The organism is Pseudoxanthomonas broegbernensis, assembly GCF_014202435.1.
Taxonomy (GTDB): Bacteria; Pseudomonadota; Gammaproteobacteria; order Xanthomonadales; family Xanthomonadaceae; genus Pseudoxanthomonas; species Pseudoxanthomonas broegbernensis.
The window spans coordinates 718,849-738,632 of record NZ_JACHGU010000002.1 but is presented as its reverse complement, the minus strand read 5'-3'; the positions used below and the strand labels follow the sequence as shown (position 1 = coordinate 738,632).

At 72.6% G+C, this 19,784-nt stretch carries 15 protein-coding genes and 1 other RNA gene; 7 read left to right on the top strand and 9 right to left on the bottom strand.

All coding sequences use genetic code 11. From position 1 onward, the window contains the following. Positions 1-20: 20 nt before the first annotated feature. The 4 genes from msbA to HNR76_RS06950 form a co-directional block, all read right to left on the bottom strand. On the bottom strand, positions 21-1,772 hold the full coding sequence (gene msbA, locus HNR76_RS06965; protein WP_162312068.1) for a lipid A export permease/ATP-binding protein MsbA: 1,752 nt from the start codon (positions 1,770-1,772) through the stop codon (positions 21-23). Then, positions 1,769-2,188 carry an ExbD/TolR family protein gene (locus HNR76_RS06960; protein ID WP_162312069.1) on the bottom strand — a complete coding sequence of 140 codons (420 nt, stop codon included), beginning with the start codon at positions 2,186-2,188 and terminating at the stop codon, positions 1,769-1,771. Before HNR76_RS06960 ends, msbA begins: the two co-directional genes overlap by 4 nt. A gap of 7 nt (positions 2,189-2,195) precedes the next feature. Next, a complete protein-coding gene (locus HNR76_RS06955; RefSeq protein WP_162312070.1) occupies positions 2,196-2,867 on the bottom strand; it encodes a MotA/TolQ/ExbB proton channel family protein in 672 nt (223 codons plus the stop codon). A 254-nt stretch (positions 2,868-3,121) separates the two neighbouring features. After that, positions 3,122-5,371: a DNA internalization-related competence protein ComEC/Rec2 gene (locus tag HNR76_RS06950; RefSeq protein ID WP_246429052.1), complete on the bottom strand. Its 2,250-nt coding sequence runs from the start codon at positions 5,369-5,371 to the stop codon at positions 3,122-3,124. 566 nt (positions 5,372-5,937) lie between these two features. Here HNR76_RS06950 and HNR76_RS06945 point away from each other — a divergent pair. Continuing rightward, on the top strand, positions 5,938-6,576 hold the full coding sequence (locus HNR76_RS06945; RefSeq protein ID WP_162312072.1) for a hypothetical protein: 639 nt from the start codon (positions 5,938-5,940) through the stop codon (positions 6,574-6,576). A 289-nt stretch (positions 6,577-6,865) separates the two neighbouring features. After that, positions 6,866-7,081: a hypothetical protein gene (locus HNR76_RS06940; protein WP_162312073.1), complete on the top strand. Its 216-nt coding sequence runs from the start codon at positions 6,866-6,868 to the stop codon at positions 7,079-7,081. Between the two features lie 87 nt (positions 7,082-7,168). Here HNR76_RS06940 and ssrA read toward each other — a convergent pair. Beyond that, positions 7,169-7,523: a transfer-messenger RNA gene (ssrA, locus tag HNR76_RS06935) on the bottom strand. A 168-nt stretch (positions 7,524-7,691) separates the two neighbouring features. On the opposite strand from ssrA, the gene HNR76_RS06930 reads away from it, so the two are divergent. The 5 genes from HNR76_RS06930 (at position 7,692) to HNR76_RS06910 (ending at position 14,089) form a co-directional block, all read left to right on the top strand. Next, positions 7,692-8,084: a hypothetical protein gene (locus HNR76_RS06930; RefSeq protein WP_162312074.1), complete on the top strand. Its 393-nt coding sequence runs from the start codon at positions 7,692-7,694 to the stop codon at positions 8,082-8,084. A gap of 51 nt (positions 8,085-8,135) precedes the next feature. After that, positions 8,136-9,413: a TolC family protein gene (locus tag HNR76_RS06925; RefSeq protein ID WP_211373195.1), complete on the top strand. Its 1,278-nt coding sequence runs from the start codon at positions 8,136-8,138 to the stop codon at positions 9,411-9,413. Beyond that, the gene (locus HNR76_RS06920) at positions 9,413-10,417 is read left to right on the top strand and encodes an efflux RND transporter periplasmic adaptor subunit (protein WP_211373198.1); all 1,005 of its coding nucleotides are present in this window, start codon (positions 9,413-9,415) and stop codon (positions 10,415-10,417) included. Before HNR76_RS06925 ends, HNR76_RS06920 begins: the two co-directional genes overlap by 1 nt. 25 nt (positions 10,418-10,442) lie before the next feature. Continuing rightward, the gene (locus HNR76_RS06915) at positions 10,443-13,613 is read left to right on the top strand and encodes an efflux RND transporter permease subunit (protein WP_162312076.1); all 3,171 of its coding nucleotides are present in this window, start codon (positions 10,443-10,445) and stop codon (positions 13,611-13,613) included. Between the two features lie 239 nt (positions 13,614-13,852). Continuing rightward, positions 13,853-14,089, top strand: coding sequence for a hypothetical protein (locus tag HNR76_RS06910; RefSeq protein ID WP_162312077.1), 237 nt, complete (start codon positions 13,853-13,855; stop codon positions 14,087-14,089). Between the two features lie 53 nt (positions 14,090-14,142). On the opposite strand, the gene HNR76_RS06905 is transcribed toward HNR76_RS06910, so the two are convergent. From HNR76_RS06905 to HNR76_RS06890, 4 genes are read right to left on the bottom strand one after another with little or no spacing between them, the layout of a single operon-like run. Next, positions 14,143-14,367, bottom strand: a complete 225-nt coding sequence (locus HNR76_RS06905) for an MgtC/SapB family protein (protein ID WP_343059267.1) — start codon at positions 14,365-14,367, stop codon at positions 14,143-14,145. 59 nt (positions 14,368-14,426) lie between these two features. Beyond that, a complete protein-coding gene (locus HNR76_RS06900) occupies positions 14,427-15,848 on the bottom strand; it encodes an efflux transporter outer membrane subunit (RefSeq protein WP_162312078.1) in 1,422 nt (473 codons plus the stop codon). Continuing rightward, positions 15,842-16,576 (bottom strand): SDR family oxidoreductase, encoded by a 735-nt coding sequence (locus tag HNR76_RS06895; protein ID WP_162312079.1) that lies wholly within the window; start codon positions 16,574-16,576, stop codon positions 15,842-15,844. The genes HNR76_RS06900 and HNR76_RS06895 overlap by 7 nt, the downstream gene beginning before the upstream one ends. Positions 16,577-16,603: 27 nt before the next feature. Continuing rightward, positions 16,604-19,774 (bottom strand): efflux RND transporter permease subunit, encoded by a 3,171-nt coding sequence (locus tag HNR76_RS06890; protein WP_162312080.1) that lies wholly within the window; start codon positions 19,772-19,774, stop codon positions 16,604-16,606. Positions 19,775-19,784 lie beyond the last annotated feature (10 nt).

Here is a 19,784-nt window from a genome sequence, read left to right as displayed (position 1 = left end):
CCCGCCTCATCGCGCCGGGCTCATTTGGCCGCGCGCTCGCGGAACTGCATGCCGTGCAGGCGGGCGTACAGGCCGTCGGCGGCGATCAGCTCGGCATGGCTGCCGTGCTCGACCAGGCGGCCGTGGTCCAGCACCAGCACCTGGTCGGCATGCTCGATGGTGGACAGGCGGTGGGCGATCACCAGCGTCGTGCGCTCGGGCATCAGCCGCTGCAGCGCGTCCTGCACCAGGCGCTCGGATTCGTTGTCCAGCGCGGCGGTGGCCTCGTCCAGGATCAGGATCGGCGCGTCGCGCAGGATCGCCCGGGCGATGGCCAGGCGCTGGCGCTGGCCGCCGGACAGCAACGCGCCGTTCTCGCCGATGGGCGTGTCCAGCCCCTGCGGCATGCGCTCGATGAACTCCCAGGCGTTGGCGGCCTCGGCCGCGGCGCGGATCGCCGCCCGGTCGGCCGGCGCGCCGTAGGCGATGTTGGCCGCCACGGTGTCGTCGAACAGCATCACCTTCTGCCCCACCAATGCGACCTGCCGGCGCAGGTCGGCGATGCGGTATTCGTCCAGGTCCACCCCGTCCAGGGTCACCGAGCCGCTGCTGGGCTCGTAGAAGCGCGGCACCAGCCGCACCAGGCTGGTCTTGCCGCTGCCGGAACGGCCGACGATGGCGGTCACCGTGCCGGGCCGCGCGCTGAAGCTGATGCCTTCCAGGGCGAAGCCGGGCTGGTCGCGGTAGCGCAGGCTGATCCGGTCGAACACCAGCTCGCCGCGGGCGCGGTCGAGGCTGCGCGTGCCGGTATCGGCCTCCTCCTCGCTGTCGAGGATGGCGAACAGCCGCTCGGCCGCCGCCACCCCGCGCGAGATTGCGGTCTGCACGCTGGTGACCCGGCGCAGCGAGGGGATGATGGCCATCATCGCGGTCATCAGCATCACGAAGTCGCCCGCGTCCAGCTTGCCGTCCAGCGCCTCGCGCGCGGCCACCCACACGATCGCCGCCAGCGCCAGCGCGGCCAGCAACTGGACCAGCGCCGAGGCGCCGGCGCGGGTGGTCTCGACCTTCATGTTCAGGCCGAGGATGCGGTTGGCCAGGCTCGCGTAGCGATGGGTCTCCAACGCCTGTGCGCCGTGCACCTTCACGTCCTGCTGCGCCGCCAGCGACTGCTCGGCGCTGGCCGCCATGCGGCCCATGCCGTCCTGGATGCCGCCGCTGATGCGCCGGTAGCGCCGGCCCACGTACCACACGATCACGCCGATCAGCGGGGTGATCAGCAGCATGGCGAAGGTGACCTTGACGCTGGCCCACAGCATCAGGCCGAGCAGTCCGACGATGGTCAGGCTGTCGGTGACCAGGGTCTTGAGCGCCTCGGCGCTGGCCTGGGTCACCTGCTCGGTGTCGAAATTCAGGCGACTGACCATCACCGGCGTGGACTCGGTGTCGAAGTGGGCCGAGGGCAGGCGCAGGTACTTGCTCAGCACCTGCTCGCGCAGGTCGCGGACCACGCTGCGTCCGCTGCGGGCCATGCCGTAGTCGGTGACGAAGGTGGCCAGGCTGCGCAGCAGGAACAGGCCGACGATGGCCAGCGGCAGGAACACCGCGTCCTGCGCCGTGGGCTGGACGAAGTTGTTGGTCAGCGGCTTCATCAGGCGCACGAAGCTGGCGCCTGCGATCGCCTCGACCGTCATGCCGACCAGGGCCGCGCCCAGGTACGGCCAGTAGGGCCGGGTATAGCCCAGCAGGCGGCGGTAGATCGGCCAGATCGCCTGCTGCTGCCCGCCGCTCAAGGCTGCGGCTCCGGCGCGGTGGCGATGGCGATGCGACGGAACCCGAGCTGGGCCAGCGCGTCCTGCACCGTGACCACGGCCTGGTAGGGCGTGCGTGCGTCGGCGCGCAGCATCACCGGCCGGTCGCGGTCCTCGCCGGCGGCCTTGACGATGGCCCGCTTCACCGCTTCCACGCCGGTGTGCAGCACCTCGCGCTCGCCCACGAAATAGCGGCCGTCGGCATTGACCAGGATGTTGAGCGTGCGCGCGGGCGCCGGCTCCTGCGGGCTGGCCACCGGCAACTGCAGTTGCAGGGTGGAGCGCACGTCGAAGGTGGTGGTGATGACGAAGAAGACGATCAGCACCAGCACCACGTCGATCAGCGGCACCAGGTCGATGCCCGGCTCGTCGTAGGCGCGTTGGTCGCGGATGCGCATGCCGGCCTCAGTCGCGCGCCGGCGCCGGCTGCGGGACCCCGCCGCGGACGGCCGCGGCGTGCGGGAGCGGAGCGGCGGCGCGGGCTTCAAGCGCATCCAGCAAGGCGGTGGCCTGCTCCTCCATCTCGATCACGTAGCCGGCGATGCGGCTGCGGAAGTAGCGGTGGAAGATCAGCGCGGGCACCGCCACGATCATGCCGGTGGCGGTACACACCAGCGCCTTGCCGATGCCGCCGGCCAACTGGTTCACGTCGCCCAGTCCGTGGTCGAGGATGCCCAGGAACATCTGGATCATGCCCACCACCGTGCCCAGCAGGCCCAGCAGCGGGCCGGCGGAGGCGATCGTGCCCAGCGCGCTGAGGAAGCGCTCCATTCGGAACACCAGGTGGCGGCCGGTGTCCTCCAGCCGTTCGCGCATCAGCTCGCGCGGCTTGTGGCGCACGTCCAGCGCCGCGGCCAGCAGGGCGCCCAGCGGCGAGTTGCGGCGCAGCGACTCGATGTGGGCCGGGTCCAGCTCGCCGCGGGCGGCCCAGTTGCGGACTTCCTCGCCCAGCCGCGGCGGCATCACCTCCACGCGGCGCAGGCTCCACAGCCGCTCCAGGACGATGGCCAGGGCCACCAGGCCCAGCAGAATCAACGGCAGCATCGGCCATCCACCGGCCTTGACCAGCTCCCACACCTGAACCACCTCCGGCCGCGCGGCCGCGTCACCAACCGTAAGGATGACGGCAAACGCCCGCCGCGCGCCAGCCCGCCCTCGACACGGCGGCGGTGCTTCAGCCCTTGCAAGAGCCGGCGGTCGCCTGCGAATCGGCCGCCCACCCGAGGCAACGGCACCCTTCCACCGGCCGGGATTCGCTTCTCGCGCCCGTACGGAGCCACGTGCCGGCGCATGTCCCCGGCCCGCATACGGGAAATTCAGGACGCACCCGGTTATGGAAGCGACGGCGCGGATTCGCTTTCGCTGCGATCCCAAAGCCTGGCCTTCCACGGCCGGCGCTCGCGCACGGCCGGGCCGTCTTCGTCCAGCCATACCCGGATCGCGCCGGAGCGCGGCGTGGCCAGCACCTCGGCCCCGTGCCGCTGCCAGCGGCGCACCACCTCGGGGCGCGGATGGCCGAAGCGGTTGCCGTGTCCGGCCGCCACCAGCGCCAGGCGCGCGCCCGTGGCCGCCACGAACCCGGCCGAGGATGAGCCGCCGCTACCGTGGTGCGGCAGCACCACCACCTCCGCGCGCAACCACGCCGGTTCGCGCAACAGGCGCTGTTCCACCACCTCGCCGATGTCGCCCGGCAACAGCACGGCGCCATGGCGCGAGGCGATGCGCAGCACGCAACTTGCCTCGTTGCGCAGGTAAGGGAAATGCTCGGGCGGGTGCAGGAAGCGGAACTCCACCCCGTCCCAGGTCCAGGCCTCCCCGGCCCGGCACGGCGCGTCCGGTGCCAGCGGCGCACCGGCCGGCGCCAGCGACAGGTCCACCGGCACCCCGCGGCGCACCGCCGGCCAGCCGCCGGCGTGGTCCTGGTCGGCATGGCTGATCACCACCCGGTCCAGCCGCCCCACCCCCAGCGCGCGCAGCGCCGGCAGCACCGCCCGCTCGCCGGCGTCGTAGCCATCGCGCACGGCCGGCCCAGCGTCGTACAGCAATGCGTGACGCGCGGTGCGGACCACCACCGACAGTCCCTGCCCCACATCCAGCACGTGCAGTTCCAGCCCGCCCGGCGGCGGCAGTTCGCGCGGCGGATGCAGCAGCGGCAGCCACAGCAGCAGCGCCAGCGTGCGGCCCGGCAGCCCCCGCGGCAACAGCAGCCAGACCGCGCCGAGCAGCGCCAGCGGCAAGGCATGCGCCCGCGCCTCGGGCAACCACCACAAGGCGAACGGGCTGGCCGCCATCCGCTCGAACAACGCCCAGCTCGGATCGAAGCACGCCGATGCAACGCGCCATGCCCAGCCTCCGCCGCCGGCATGCAGCGCTTCCAGCGCCGTGCCCAGCAACGACAGCGGCACCACCACCAGGCTCCACCAGGGGATCGCCAGCAGGTTCGCCAGCGGTCCCGCCAGCGAGGCCTGGTGGAACAGCACGGCCCCCAGCGGCAGCAGGCCGACCGTGGCCACGCCCTGCGCGGAAAGGAACTCGCGCAGCCAGCGGCGGCGCCCGCCCTGCGCGGGCAGGCACCACACCAGCCAGGCCACGCCGGCGAAGCTGAGCCAGAACCCGGCCTGCAGTGCCGACAACGGATCGGCCAGCAGGATCGCCAGCAACGCCAGCGACAGCGCCTGCCACATCCCGAACGGCCGACGCGCCAGCCGCGCCGCGGCCACCACTGCGATCATCAGCAGCGTGCGCACCGTGGGCAGCGCGAATCCGGCCACCGCCGCATAGCCGGCCGCGCCCAGCACCGCCGCCACCGCCGCCGCCTGCGGCCGCGGCCAGCGCCGCCCCAGCGACGGCAGCGCCCACCACAGGCCCATCGCCAGCCATGCGCAGAAGCCGGCGACCAGGCCGACGTGGAAGCCCGAGATCGCGATCAGGTGGGTCAGGCCCACCGCGCGCAGGGTCTCCCAGTCGGCGTCGGACAACCCACGGGTGTCGCCCAGGGCCAGCGCGCGCACGAAGCGCGACGACGGCGAGGCCACCGCGGCCTCGATCCGCGCGGCCATGGCCCCGCGCCAGGCATCGATGCCCGCGGCAGGCGCCAGCTCCCGCGCCGACTGCGGCGCGCGCGCATAGCCGGTCGCCGCGATCCGCTGCGCCAGGGCGTGGCGGCCGGCATCGAACCCTCCCGGATTGGCCAAACCGCGCGGCGCGCGCAGCCTGGCTCGCAGTTCCCAGCGCGCGCCAGGCTGCAGCGCCATGCGCGGCCCCGGCTCCAGCGCGCCGAAATCGTCGTACCAGGACAACTGCAGGAGGCGGCCGCGCAACGGCCCGGAGGCATCGCCCTCCACCCTGAAATGGAAGCGCGTGCGCCGCACGTCGTGCTCGGGCAGCCCGGCCACGCGCCCGACCAGGCGCACCTCGCGCCCTTCCCATTGCGCCGGCAACTGCGCCGCCAGCGCCCAGCCCGCATGCAGCCCCGCCCAGCCCAAGCCCACCAGCAACGCGCCCGCCGCGCGTCCGCGCCAAGGCCACACCCAGCCGGCCAGGCCCACCAGCACGCACAGCCAGCGCAGCGGCGGCGGCATCAACGCGGGCAGGAACAGACACCCCACCACGCCCGCCAGCAACGCCGCGGCGCACGCCAGGCCCTGCGCGGGCGAGGAAGCCGGGGGCACGGCCGACCACGACGCGACGCCCGGGGCCGGAGGCGAGGCGGCGCTCACCCTCCAGGCATCCGGCGGACCGGCACCGCCCCTGTCTTGCCGATGCATCGCACCATGGCGCGTCCCTGCGCTTGACCACGCGCACAGGTTACGTCCGCCCTGCGTCGGCTCCATCGGTCAAGCCGCTGGCCGGATGTAGGAATTTTCTGCAGTCCGGCAGTGCCCCGATGCCCGGCACGCAGGGCATGCGAATGGGCGCCCTCACGATTCCGGCGGCCCTCGGCCTTCCGCTGCCGGTCCAGGCCCAGTGGAATCGGAAGGCGCATTCGCGCAGAATCCGGTTGCACGACCGGTCCGGCCGCCGCGCCCGGGACTCAGGAGGAGGCCATGCGCCCGACAGCCGCACCAGCCATTGAGTGGGCATCGCCACCATCGTTGCGGGTTGCCGGGCCGCGTCCGACCACGGGACCAGAACCGGACCGACATCCATGAGCGACTCTCCTTTCGCCGTGATCGAAAGCCGTTGGTGGGACAGCGGCAACCACAGCGTGCGCCCGATCTTCGAGGCGGTCTCGGCCATCCACTTCGGCAACCCCAGCGCGTTCTTCTACGACATGTTCTCGGAGAAGACCTCGCTGGGCGCGACCTTGCAGCTCCGCGCATCGGACAAGCGCACCGAGGTGCTGTACCTGGCCAGCCACGGCGACGAGAACCACATCGGCCCCAGCGCGCAAAGCGCGATCAGCCGCACCGAGCTGCGCAACTGCTTCTACAAGTGCAACCGGGAAGCGCAGATCAGGGGGCTGTTCCTGGGCACCTGCCTGACCGGCAACATCGCGGTCGCCCGCTTCTTCCTCGAATCGCGCAAGACCAACCTCGACTGGCTGGCCGGCTACCGCAAGGCGGTGGACTGGGTGGACGGTTCGGCCATCGACATGATCTTCTTCTCCAAGCTCGCCGAGCAGTACCGCAAGAACCGGGGCCGCGGGGCGAGGAAGCACTCCGCCCGGTCGATGGCCCACAAGGCCGCCAGCGAGCTGCTGAGCATCGTGCCGGGAGCCTTCTCCACCTACGGCTTCAACATCTACTTCCACGAGAACAACAAGCTCACCAGCATGTTCACCTGACCCATGCGCGGCAGGCGGGCATGGGGCGCCCCCGCAGGGAGGAACCCATGAAGGCGATCTTCGGCCTGGCCCTTGCCGTCCTGCTGGCCGGTTGCGCGGGCACCTCGTCGAGCGTCCGGATCGAGAGCGGCCTGTCGCCCGCCGACACCTTCGGCTACGAAGTGGACGACCGTGGCGGCATGACCGAGGAGGCGCGCTCGATCCTCGACTCGCGGCTGACCCAGCGCCTGTGGCGCCGGATGAGCCCGGACGCCGGCAAGACCCTGAAGATCCGGATCGTCCACTACGCATGCGGCATGGCGCCGCGCGCGTCCTGGCCGGCGCGATGGCCGGCCAGGACCGGATCACCAGCGAGGTGTCGATCGTCGACGGCGACGGCAACGTCCTCGGCAGCGCGACCGTGGACTCGAAGAACCCGACCGCCATGTACAGCGCACGCTGGCTGATCCAGCGGCACGCCAACGAAATCGCCGATTTCGTCCTTGGCGGCGGGGACGGGCGATAGCTTCCGGCCCGGAGTCGGTGCCGGCGAACAAAAAAGGCCGGAATCCTGGGATCCCGGCCTTTCCTGAGCCGTCGCGAGACGGGTGATTGGTGGAGGTGGGCGGAATCGAACCGCCGTCCGAAGGCACTCCATCTCCGGCACTACATGCTTAGCTCACCGTTGGATCTCGTCCCGTGGCAGCACGGCGTGCGAAGCGCACCCTGGGACCAGCCTGCTTTGTTTTTGACGGAGGCTGACAGGCAACCACCTCCGGCGATCCTGTGATAATGACCCTACATCCACGAGCACAGACACAAGTGGGTTCGGGGCTACGCCTTAAGCGGCGAGAGCGTAGTTGTCGTCGTTGGCAACTATGAGTTTTGCCGCTGGATTAACGAGGAAAGCTGCCCCCTCGGCATGCGCCAGTCGATTTCGCAACCCCCGTCGAAACCAGGACACCCCCGGAAACTGCGGGCGAAGCATCTCGCCAGACGGAAGCCAGTGTAGGGGCGCCCCCGGGCCGCTTCAAGCGACATCCGCGCCGGCCTGCGCTTCCGTTCATCTGCCGCGGCCGTGCATGGATCTCGCGAGGACTTTGCACCGCAGGTACCGGCACCGCTACCCTTGGCCGATGCGCCACCTGCGTGCCCTCGCCCGGACCACACCCCTGCGCCTGCTGGCGCTGCTGCTGGTGCTGGGCCTGCTCGCGCGCCCGGTGCTCGGCTCGGTCGGCGAGGTGCACGAACTGGCCCACGAGGACGCCGCCGCCCATGCCCACGCATCCGCCGTGGACGGACCCAGCCACGGCGCCGGGCACGCCGACGACGGCGAGCGCGGCACCGCCGGCCTGCTGCACGCCCTGCTCCATTTCGCCCACTGCTGCGGCCAGGTGCCGGCGCTGCCGAGTGCCGCACCGACGCCCGCCCTGGCCTGGACGGCCGCGGTCGCGCCGCGGCCGCTCGACCACGGTGGCCTGCCCTCGGCACCGGTGCTGACGCCCTTCCGTCCCCCGATCTCCGCCTGACGATCCGCGGCCTGCGGCCGCATCCCCACTCGTCCGACCGGAGAAATCCCGATGTTCCTGCGACCCGCGGCCCGTGCCGCGCTGGTCACCGTGCTGGCGTGGGCCCTGCCCGCGCACGCCGGCGACCGCCTGACCCTGGACGACGCGTTCGCGCGCGTCGCCCGCACCCATCCCGACCTGCGCCTGTTCGGCCCGCGCAGCGACGTGCTGCTGGCCGAACTGGAGCAGGCTTCCCTGCGCCCGGCGATGCGCGCGGACCTCGAACTGGAGAACGCGCCCGGCAGCGGTGCGCTGCATGGATTCGACGGCGCCGAGCTGACCCTGTCGCTGGCCGGCGTGTTCGAGCGCGGCGGCAAGCTCGACGCGCGCCGTACCCTGGCCCAGCGCCGGATCGACGCGCTGGCCGGCGAGCGCGAGGCCCAGCGCCTGGACCTGCTGGCCGAAACCGCGCGCCGCTACCTGGCCATGGCCGCGGCCGATGCGCGGATCGCGCTGGCCGGCGAGGACGTCGCCCAGCGCCAGCGCACCGTCGCCGCGGCGCGAAAGCGCCTGCAGGCCGGCGCCTCGCCCGAATCGGTGCTGCTCACCGCGCAGGCCGCCCTCGCCCGCGCCGAACTGGACCAGGCGCGCGCGGCGCAGGATCGCGACGCCGCGCGCCAGCACCTGGCGGCGCTGTGGGGCGAACGCGCGCCGGCGTTCGAGGTCGCCGCCGCCGATCTGCTCGACCTGCCGGCGCTCGAACCGCCGCGACGGCTGGCCGCCCTGCTGGATGCCACCCCGGAACTGCAGCAGTTCGCCGACGCGCAACGCATCGCCGAGGCGCGCCTGCAACTGGCGCGCAGCGCGGCCAGGCCCGACCTGGACTGGCGGCTGGGCGTGCGCCGATTGCAGGACGGCGGCGACACCGGCCTGGTTGCCGGCCTGTCCTTGCCGCTGGGCGGCGCGCGCCACGCGCAGCCGGAGATCCGCATGGCCGAAGCCGGCCTGGCCGGCCTGGAGGTCGAACGCGAAGCGCGCGGCGCGGCCCTGTACTCGACCCTGGTCCAGGCCCACGGCCGCTACACCGGCGCACGGCTGGAGGCGCAGCGCCTGGGCGCCGAGGTGCTGCCGCGCCTGGAACGGGCCGCCGAGGCCGCCGCCCGCGCCTACCGCGCCGGCGCCGCCAGCTACCTGGAATGGGCGCAACTGCAGTCCGAGCACACCGCCGCGCGCCAGCGCCGGCTCGAGGCCGCGCTCGAGGCGCGGCTGGCCTTGATCGAACTCCAGCGCCTGACCGGCCAGGCCTTCGTCGCCGCCGCAGACGCGCCCGCACGAGGACCGACCCCATGATGCCGTTCCGTTCCCCATCCACCGCCCTGTGCCTGGCCCTGCTGCTGTCCGCCTGCGGCGGCGGCGATGCGCCGGCGACCGCCGCCGATCGCCACGGCCACGCCCACGGCGAAGCCGCCGCCGCCGGCCACGACGGCGAAGCCGGCGATGGGCACGCCGAAGACGATGACGACCACGGCAAAGGCGGCGACCGCACCACGATCCCCGCCGACGTGGCCGAAGCCTCCGGCATCCGGGTCGCCCCGGCCGGCCCGGGCACCCTCGCCGACGAGCACGAGATCCAGGGCCTGCTGACCCCGGTGGAAGGCCGCGTGGCCCAGGTCGCCGCGCGCTTCCCCGGTCCGGTGCGGCAGTTGCTGGCCAACGTCGGCGATCCGGTCCGCGCCGGTCAGGTGCTGGCCCGGGTGGAAAGCAACCAGAGCCTGACCGAGTACTCGGTCGCCGCGCCGATCTCCGGCGTGGTCCTGGCCCGCAACGCCATGCCCGGCGCGATCGCCGCCGAGTCCTCGCCGCTGTTCGAGATCGCCGACCTGTCCACGCTATGGGTCGACCTGCACGTGTTCGGCGCCGATGCCCAGCACATCCGGCCCGGGGTGCCGGTCACCGTGACCCGGCTGAGCGACGGCGCCACCGCCGGCGCCACGCTCGAACGCGTGCTGCCCGGCACCGCCACCGCCAGCCAGAGCACCGTGGCCCGGGCCACGATCGACAACGACGACGGCCTGTGGCGGCCCGGTTCGGCGGTCAAGGCGCGGATCACCGTGGCCCGGCGGCCGGTGCCGCTGGTGGTGCCGCTGGCCGCCCTGCAGACCCTGGACGGGTGCGAGGTGGTGTTCGTCCGCCAGGGCGAGGAGTACCGCGCCCATCCGCTGCGGTTGGGCCAGCGCGACGCGCTCCAGGTCCAGGTGCTGTCCGGGCTGGAGCCGGGCGATGCGGTGGTGGTCGAGCAGAGCTACCTGATCAAGGCCGACATCGGCAAGGCGGGGGCCGCGCATGAGCACTGAGCCGGCGACCTCCGCAGCGCGCGGCATGCTCGAACGCATCCTGCGCCTGTCCATCGCCCATCGCTGGCTGATGCTGGCACTGACCCTGGCGCTGGTGGCGGTCGGCGGCTGGAGCTTCAGCCAGTTGCCGATCGACGTCACCCCCGACATCACCAACGTGCAGGTGCAGGTCAATACCGCCGCGCCCGGCTACTCGCCGCTGGAGGCCGAGCAGCGGGTGACCTTCCCGCTGGAGACGGCGCTGGCCGGCCTGCCGGGGCTGGACCACACCCGTTCGCTCTCGCGCTACGGCCTGTCGCAGGTGACCGTGGTGTTCGACGACGGCACCGACCTGTACTTCGCCCGCCAGCAGGTGGCCGAGCGCATCGCCCAGGCCCGCGCGCAACTGCCCGATGGCCTGGAACCGGAACTGGGGCCGATCGCCACCGGCATGGGCGAGATCTTCATGTACACCGTCCAGGCCGCGGCGGACGCGCGCAAGGCCGACGGCACGCCCTACACCGCCACCGACCTGCGCACCCTGCAGGACTGGGTGATCCGGCCGCAGTTGCGGCAGGTGCGCGGGGTGACCGAGGTCAACACCCAGGGCGGCTACGCGCGGCAGGTCCACATCACTCCCGATCCGGCGCGGCTGGTGGCGCTGGGCTTCGGCTTCGAGGACGTGGCCGCGGCGGTGGCGGCCAACAACCGCAACGTCGGCGCCGGCTACATCGAGCGCAACGGCCAGGAGCTGCTGGTGCGCTCACCGGGCCAGGCCAGCGGCCTGGACGACCTGCGCCAGGTCGTGCTCGACCGCCGCGACGGCGTGCCGATCCGGGTGGGCGACGTGGCCCAGGTCGGCGAAGGCCTGGAGCTGCGCACCGGCGCGGCCACGCTCGACGGCGACGAGGTGGTGCTGGGCACGGTGTTCATGCTGGCCGGCGCCAACAGCCGCCAGGTGGCGCAGGCCGCCGCCGCACGCCTGCGCGAGGCCAACCGCAGCCTGCCCGAGGGCGTGAGCGCCACCGCGGTGTACGACCGCACCGCCCTGGTCGACCGCACCATCCGCACCGTGGCCCGCAACCTGGTCGAGGGTGCGCTGCTGGTGATCGTGGTGCTGTTCCTGCTGCTGGGCAACGTGCGCGCGGCGCTGATCACCGCCGCGGTGATCCCGCTGGCGATGCTGTTCACCCTCGCCGGCATGGTCCGCGGCGGCGTCTCCGGCAACCTGATGAGCCTGGGCGCGCTGGACTTCGGCCTGATCGTGGACGGGGCGGTGATCATCATCGAGAACTGCCTGCGCCGCTTCGGCGAACTGCAGCACGCGCTGGGCCGGGCCCTGGACGAGGAGCAACGGCTGGACGCCACCGCGACCGCCACCGCCGAGGTGATCCGGCCCAGCCTGTTCGGCCTGGGCATCATCGCCGCGGTGTACCTGCCGGTGTTCGCGCTGACCGGGGTGGAGGGACGGATGTTCCACCCGATGGCGATCACCGTGGTCCTGGCGCTGACCGGCGCGATGCTGCTGTCGCTGACCTTCGTGCCGGCGGCCATCGCCCTGTTCCTGCGCGGCCGGGTCAAGGAAAAGGACACCCGGATGATGCAGTGGGCCCGGCGCGGCTACGGCCCGGTGCTGGGCTGGGCGCTGCGCCACCGGTTGCCCGTGCTCGGCACCGCCGCGGCGCTGGTGCTGGGCTGCGGCCTGCTGGCCACGCGCCTGGGCAGCGAGTTCGTGTCCAGCCTGGACGAGGGCGACATCACCGTGCACGCCATGCGCATCCCCGGCACCGGCCTGAACCAGGCGGTGGCGATGCAGCGCACCCTGGAACGGACCTTCGCCGCCTTCCCGGAGGTGGAGCACGTGTTCAGCAAGATCGGCACCGGCGAGGTGGCCAGCGACCCGATGCCGCCCTCGATCGCCGACACCTTCCTGATCCTCGGGCCGCGCGCGCAGTGGCCCGATCCGCGCAAGCCCAAGGCGGCGCTGCTGCAGGAACTGGAGACCGCCGCCCGGCGCCTGCCCGGCAACAACTACGAGTTCACCCAGCCGATCCAGATGCGCATGAACGAGCTGATCTCCGGGGTGCGCGCCGACGTGGCGGTCAAGGTCTACGGCGACGACCTGGATGCCCTGGCCCGGGTCGGCCGCCAGGTCGAGGCGCTGGCGCGCGGCCTGGACGGCGCGGCCGACGTGCGCATGGAGCAGGCCGGCGGCCTGCCGATGCTCAGCGTCGTCCCGGACCGCGCCGCCCTCGCCCGCTACGGCCTCAACCCGGGCGACGTGCAGGACATCGTGGCCCTGGCGGTGGGCGGCGAAGTCGCCGGCCGGTTGTTCGAGGGCGACCGCCGCTTCGACATCGTCGTGCGCCTGCCCGAGCCGCTGCGCCAGGACCCGGCCGCGCTGGCCGACCTGCCGGTGCCGCTGCGCGGCAACGCCAGTCCGGACGAGTCCGAGCGCGGCGCATCCTGGGCCGGTGGCGCGCCGCGCACGGTGCCGCTGCGCGAGGTGGCGCGGATCGAGACCGTGCTCGGGCCCAACCAGGTCAACCGCGAGAACGGCAAGCGCCGGGTGGTGGTCACCGCCAACGTGCGCGGCCGCGACCTCGGCGGCTTCGTCGCCGAACTGCAGGCGCGGATGGCGGCGGAGCTGGAGTTGCCGAGCGGATACTGGCTCGACTACGGCGGCACCTTCGAGCAGCTCATCTCCGCCGGCCGACGCCTGGCGGTAGTGGTGCCGCTGACCCTGCTGCTGATCCTGGCCCTGCTGTTCTGGGCGTTCGGCTCGATCAAGGACGCAGCCATCGTCTTCACCGGGGTGCCGCTGGCCCTGACCGGCGGCGTGGCCGCGCTGGCGCTGCGCGGGATCCCGCTGTCGATCTCCGCCGGCGTGGGCTTCATCGCCCTGTCCGGGGTGGCGGTGCTCAACGGGCTGGTGATGATCGGCGCGATCCGCCGCCTGCGCGCCGGCGGCCGGGCGCTGGAGCCGGCGGTGCGCGACGGCGCCCTGGGCCGGCTGCGGCCGGTGCTGATGACCGCGCTGGTGGCCTCGCTGGGTTTCCTGCCGATGGCGCTGAACGTGGGCGCCGGCTCGGAGGTGCAGCGGCCGCTGGCCACGGTGGTGATCGGCGGCATCGTCTCCTCGACCCTGCTGACCCTGGTGGTGCTGCCGGTGCTGTACCGCTGGCTGCACGGGCGCGGGCCGCGCAGCGCAGGCTGAGGCCGCGGAGATGGCATCCGGCCGGGCAGACCTCCCCGGCCGGTGCCACCTGCGGGAGCCGTTCTTGCCGCCGGCCGCCATGGCTGGCGGATCGCCGGCAGGCGGCCCATGCATGGCGGCGGCGGGCAAGCCCAGCACCCGCAAGCGACGCAGGACGACGCGAAGGGGACGAGCGCAATCGCCGTCCGTTCACGGCGACCGCGCTGCAATGGCACGCACCCCACGACAGGAGCACGCTCATGGCCCGTTGCGACGTCTGCGGCAACGACTACGACAAGGCCTTCCAACTGATCCAGTCCGACGGCAGCCGCGGTACCTTCGACTCGTTCGAATGCGCGATCCACGCGCTCGCGCCGGTCTGCGAGCATTGCGGCTGCCGGATCGTCGGCCATGGCGCCGAGCACGACGGACGTTTCTTCTGCTGCGCGCACTGCGCCGGCCATGCCGGCGTGCAGGGCATCGAGGACCGGGTCTGACGGCCGGATCGCCGCCCGTCGCCCGCAGCGGATCTCCTTCGCCACGCCGGCTCCTACGGCCTGGCACCCGTGCCGGCCGTCTTGCGCCGTTCGAACCAGCGCAGCACGGTCAGCACCGCCAGGGTCAGCGCGGTGACCGCCGCGGCCAGGACGTGGTAGCGGAAGCCGACGGTGATCCCGATCGCCGCCACCGCCAGCAGCGAGGCGGCGGTGGTGATGCCTTCCACCCCGCGCCCGCCGCGGCGGGCGAAGATGGTGCCGGCGCCGATGAAGGAGATGCCGGCACCTTGGTCCGGCCGCCGCCGATATGCCGTGAAGGCCGCCGCCTGCCGCGGCCTCAGCCGCGCGGCGGCAGCTCCGCCGCGGCGATCCCCTGCCGGGTGTCGGTGCCGGCCCCGCCGAGCGCCTTGTACACCGCGACCGCGGCGATGTTCACCGCCGCCTCGGCCTCGGCCAGGGCGTCGTCGGCCGCCAACTGGCTGCGCTGCGCATCGAGCAGGACCAGGAAGTCGGAGGCGCCCTCGCGGTAGCCGGCCGCGGCCAGGCGCTCGGCCTCGCGCGCCGACGCCGCCTGCTCGACCACGATCCGCAGCCGCTCCTGCTGGCGGGCATAGCCCTGCAGCGCGTTCTCGGCGTCCTCCAGGGCCAGCAGCACGGTCTTCTCGTACTGCACCGCCGCGCCATCGGCGCCGGCCTCGACCGCGCGCAGGCGGGCGCGCACGCTGCCCATGTCGAACGCGGCCCAACTGATCGACGGCGCCACCGACCAGGCCTCGTTGCGCCCGGCCACCAGCCCGGAGAAGTCGCCGGACAGGAAGCCGGCGAAGCCGCGGATGCCGATCCGCGGGAACAGGTCGGCGGTGGCCACGCCGACCTGGGCGGTGGCCGCGGCCAGGCGGCGCTCGGCCGCGCGCACGTCGGGGCGCTGCCGCAGCAACTCGCGGGTATCGCCCAGCGGCAGCGGCCGGGCGTAGGCCGGCGCCGGGCGCGGTGCCAGGTGTACGTCCAGCGCGCCCGGCCGCAGGCCCAGCAGCACCGCCAGCCGATAGCGCGCGGCCGCCTCGGTGGAGCGCAGCAGCGGGATGCCGGCCTCGATCGCCTTCAGCCGCGCACGGCTGCTGTGCACGTCCAGCGCGCTGCCGGCGCCGAGTTCTTCCCGGGTCTCGGTCAACCGCTGGGTCTGGCCGAGGTTGGACAGAGTGCGCTCGGCCACCTCGATCCGCTTCTGGGTGCCGCGCAGCAGGAAGTAGTTGCGCGCGACCTCGGCGGCGACGCTGACCTGCACGTCCTCCAGCCCGGCCTGCTCGGCCTGCAGGTCGGCGCGCGCGGCCTGCGCGCCGCGGCGCAGGCGGCCGAACAGGTCCAGTTCCCAGGCCGCGTCGAAGCCCAGGCTGTAGACCTCGTCGATCCCGCCGCCGGCCGCATCCGGCGGCCGGGTGCGCTCGCCGGCGGCGCCGGCGCTCACGTGCGGCCACGGTTCCAGCCGGCGCTCGCCGAACACCGCGCGCGCGGCCCGTACCCGGGTCATGGCGATGCGCAGGTCGGGGTTGGCCAGCAGCGCGTCGGCGACCAGCCGCTCCAGCACCGGGTCGTCGAACTGGCGCCACCACTGCGCCACCGGCGAGTCGGCCACCGTGCCCGGCGCCTGCGCGTTGTGCAGTTGCACCGGTGCCGGGGCGGCGGCGCGGTAGTCCGGGCCGACCGCGCAGGCCGACAGCAGCGCCGTGGCCAGCGCCACGGAAAGGATCCGGATCACCATGGCAGCACCTGCTCCTGATGGAAGAAGCCGCCCTGCGGGCCGTCATCGTCGACCAGGGCCAGGCGCACGCTGGTGCGGGCGCCCTCGGCGACGCCGATCTCGCCTTCGCCGCCGTTCATGTCGGTCTTCACGTAGCCGGGATGGATGGTGTTGACCTTGATCCGGCTGCCGCGCAGCTCGTAGGCCAGTTGCGCCGTCCACGCGTTCACCGCGCTCTTGGAGACGTTGTAGGCCGGCAGCTTGAAGTCGTAGATGAAGGACGACGGGTCCAGGTGCAGGGCGATGGAACCCAGCACGCTGGAGACGTTGACGATCCGCCCGGCCGGCGCGCGCTGCAGCAGGGGCAGGAACGCCTGGGTGGTGGCGACCAGGCCGAACAGGTTGGTGTCGAAGGTGCGGCGCCAGGTCTCCAGCGACTGCTCCGAGGGCGCCTTGCCGACCTCGTCGAGCAGGATCCCGGCGTTGTTGACCAGGATGTCGAGGCGGCCGTGGCGCCGCTCCACCTCGCGCGCGGCGGCGGCGATGGAGGCCGCGTCGGCGACGTCCAGGGCGATGGCTTCCACGGGCAGGCCCAGGGCCTGCAGTTCCAGCGTGGCCTCGACCGCGCGCTCGCGGTTGCGGCCGGCCAGCAGGGTATGCACGCCTGCCTGCGCCAGTTGGCGCACGGTCTGCCGGCCGATGCCGCGGGTGGCGCCGGTGACCAGGGCGATCTTCTGCGATGCGTTCATGGATCGGATTCCTTGGGGGATGAAGGATCAGGCGTGCACGGAGGCCGCATCGGCCGCCGGCGCATGCGAGACCAGCGGGCGGTTGGCCAGCTTGCGCAGGGCCACGTAGAACACCGGGGTCAGGAACAGGCCGAACACGGTCACCCCGAGCATGCCGGCGAACACGGTCACGCCGGTGACCGAGCGCACCTCGGCGCCGGCGCCGTGCGAGAGCACCAGCGGCACGGTGCCGGCGATGAACGCCACCGAGGTCATCACGATCGGGCGCAGGCGCAGGCGGCAGGCCTCCAGCGCCGACTCGACGATGCCCTTGCCCTGCAGTTCCAGCTCGCGCGCGAACTCCACGATCAGGATCGCGTTCTTGCAGGCCAGGCCCATCAGCACCACCAGCCCGACCTGGACGAACACGTTGTTGTCGCCGCCGGTCAGCCACACGCCCAGCAGCGCCGACAGCAGGGTCATCGGCACGATCAGGATCACCGCCAGCGGCAGGGTCCAGCTCTCGTACAGCGCGGCCAGGACCAGGAAGGCCAGCAGCACCGCCAGCGGGAACACCACCAGCGCCGCCCTGCCCTGGGTGGCCTGCTGGTAGCTCAGGTCGCTCCAGTCGATGCCCATGCCCGGCGGCAGCACCTGCCGGGCCAGCTCGGTCACCTTGGCCATCGCCTCGCCGGAGGACAGCACCCGCGGGTCGGCGTCGCCCATCAGGTCCGCGGCCGGGTAGCCGTTGAAGCGGATCACCGGGTCCGGGCCGTAGGTCTGGCGGATGCTCACCATCGAACCGACCGGCACCATCTCCCCGGCCGCGTTGCGGGTGCGCAGGTTGGCGATGTCGGTGACCTCGTCGCGGAACGGCGCGTCGGCCTGGGCGATCACCTGCCAGGTGCGGCCGAACAGGTTGAAGTCGTTGACGTAGGCCGAGCCCAGGTAGGTCTGCAGGGTCTCGAACAGCCCGGTCAGCGGCACGCCCTGGGCCTTGGCCTTGACCCGGTCCACCTCCGCGTCCAGTTGCGGCACGTTGGCCTGGTAGCTGGAGATCGGGAAGCCCATGCCCGGCACCTGCGAGGCGGCGCCCTGGAAGGCCTGGACCGCGTTCTGCAGCTCGCCGTAGCCCAGCCGGGTGCGGTCCTCGACGAACAGCGACCAGCCCGAACCGTTGCCCAGCCCCTGGATCGCCGGCGGCATGAAGGCGAAGGTGAAGCCCTCCTCGATGGCCGAGAAGCGGGCGTTGAGCTGCGCGGTGATCGCCTCGGCGCTGGCGGTGCGCTCGCCGAACGGGGCCAGGGTGAAGAACACCACGCCGTTGTTCGGGGTGTTGGTGAACTGCAGGGGGTTCAGGCCCGGGAACGCGACCTCGTGCTCCACGCCCTCGACCTCCATGGCCATCGCCGCCATCTTCTTCAGCACCGCGTCGGTGCGCTCGATCGAGGCGCCCTCGGGCATCTTCACCCCGGCGATGACGTACAGCTTGTCCTGCACCGGGATGAAGCCGGCCGGCACCGCCTTGAACATCACCCCGGCGCCGACCAGCAGCAGCGCGTACACCGCGAACACCGCACCGCGCCGGCCCAGCGCCCGCGACACCGCGCCCTCGTAGCGCACCGAGCCGCGCTTGAAGAAGCGGTTGAACGGACGGAACGCCCAGCCGAACAGGCGGTCGATGATCCGCGCCGGGCGGTCCTTGGCCGCACCGTGCGGCTGCAGCAGCTTGGCCGCCAGCGCCGGCGACAGGGTCAGCGAGTTGATCGCCGAGATCACCGTGGAGATGGCGATGGTCACCGCGAACTGCTGGTAGAACTGGCCGGTGACGCCGGTCAGGAACGCCATCGGCACGAACACCGCGCACAGCACCAGGGCGATGGCGACGATCGGCCCGCTCACCTCGCGCATGGCCAGGTGCGCCGCTTCCAGCGGGCTGGCGCCGGCCTCGATGTGGCGCTCCACGTTCTCCACCACCACAATGGCGTCGTCGACCACGATGCCGATGGCCAGGACCAGGCCGAACAGGGTCAGGGTGTTGATCGAATAGCCCAGCAGGTACAGCACCGCGAAGGTGCCCACCACCGACACCGGCACCGCCAGCAGCGGGATGATCGAGGCGCGCCAGGTCTGCAGGAACAGGATCACCACCAGCACCACCAGCAAGGTGGCCTCCAGCAGGGTGCTGATCACCGACGCGATCGAGTCGCGCACGAACACCGTGGTGTCGTAGATCGACTGGATTTCCACGCCCGGGGGCAGGGCCTGGCGGATCTGCGCCATCTTGCCGACCACCGCGTCGCGGATGTCCAGCGCGTTGGCACCCGGGGCCTGGAAGATGCCGATGGCCGCCGCGTTCTTGCCGTCCAGGCGCGCGCGCAGGGTGTAGTCGCCGGCGGCCAGCTCGATCCGGGCCACGTCCGCCAGGCGCACCACCTGGCCGTCGGCGCCGCTCTTTAGCACGATGCCGCCGAACTCCTCCACGCTCTCCAGGCGTCCGCGGGCGTTGATCGGCAGCAGGAAGTCGCTGCCGTTGGGCATCGGCTCGGCGCCGAGCTGGCCGGCGGAGACCTGAACGTTCTGCTCGCGCACCGCGGCCAGCACGTCGCCGGCGGTCAGGCCGCGGGCGGCGACCTTGTCCGGGTCCAGCCACAGGCGCATGGCGTAGTCGCCGCCGCCGAACAGTTGGGCGTCGCCCACCCCGGGGATCTTGGCCAGCTCGTCCTTGACGTGCAGGCGCATGTAGTTGCGCAGGTACAGCGAGTCGTACTTGCCGTCGGACGAGGTCAGGTGCACCACCATCAGGAACACCGGCGACTGCTTCTGGGTGGTCACGCCCTGGCGGCGCACGTCCTCGGGCAGCCGCGCCTGGGCCTGGGCCACGCGGTTCTGCACCCGCACCGCGGCCTCGTCCGGGTCGGTGCCCGGGCGGAAGGTCGCGGTCAATTGCAGCACGCCGTCGGAGCCGGCGACGGACTTGAGGTACATCATGTCCTCCACGCCGTTGATCGCCTCCTCCAGCGGCGTGGCCACGGTCTCGGAGATCACCTTGGGGTTGGCGCCGGGATAGACCGTGCGCACCACCACCGAGGGCGGCACCACGTCGGGGTATTCGCCGACCGGCAGCAGCGGGATCGCGATCAGGCCGGCGGCGAAGATCACGATCGACAGCACCGCGGCGAAGATCGGCCGATCGATGAAGAAGCGGGAGAAGTCCATGGGAATGTCC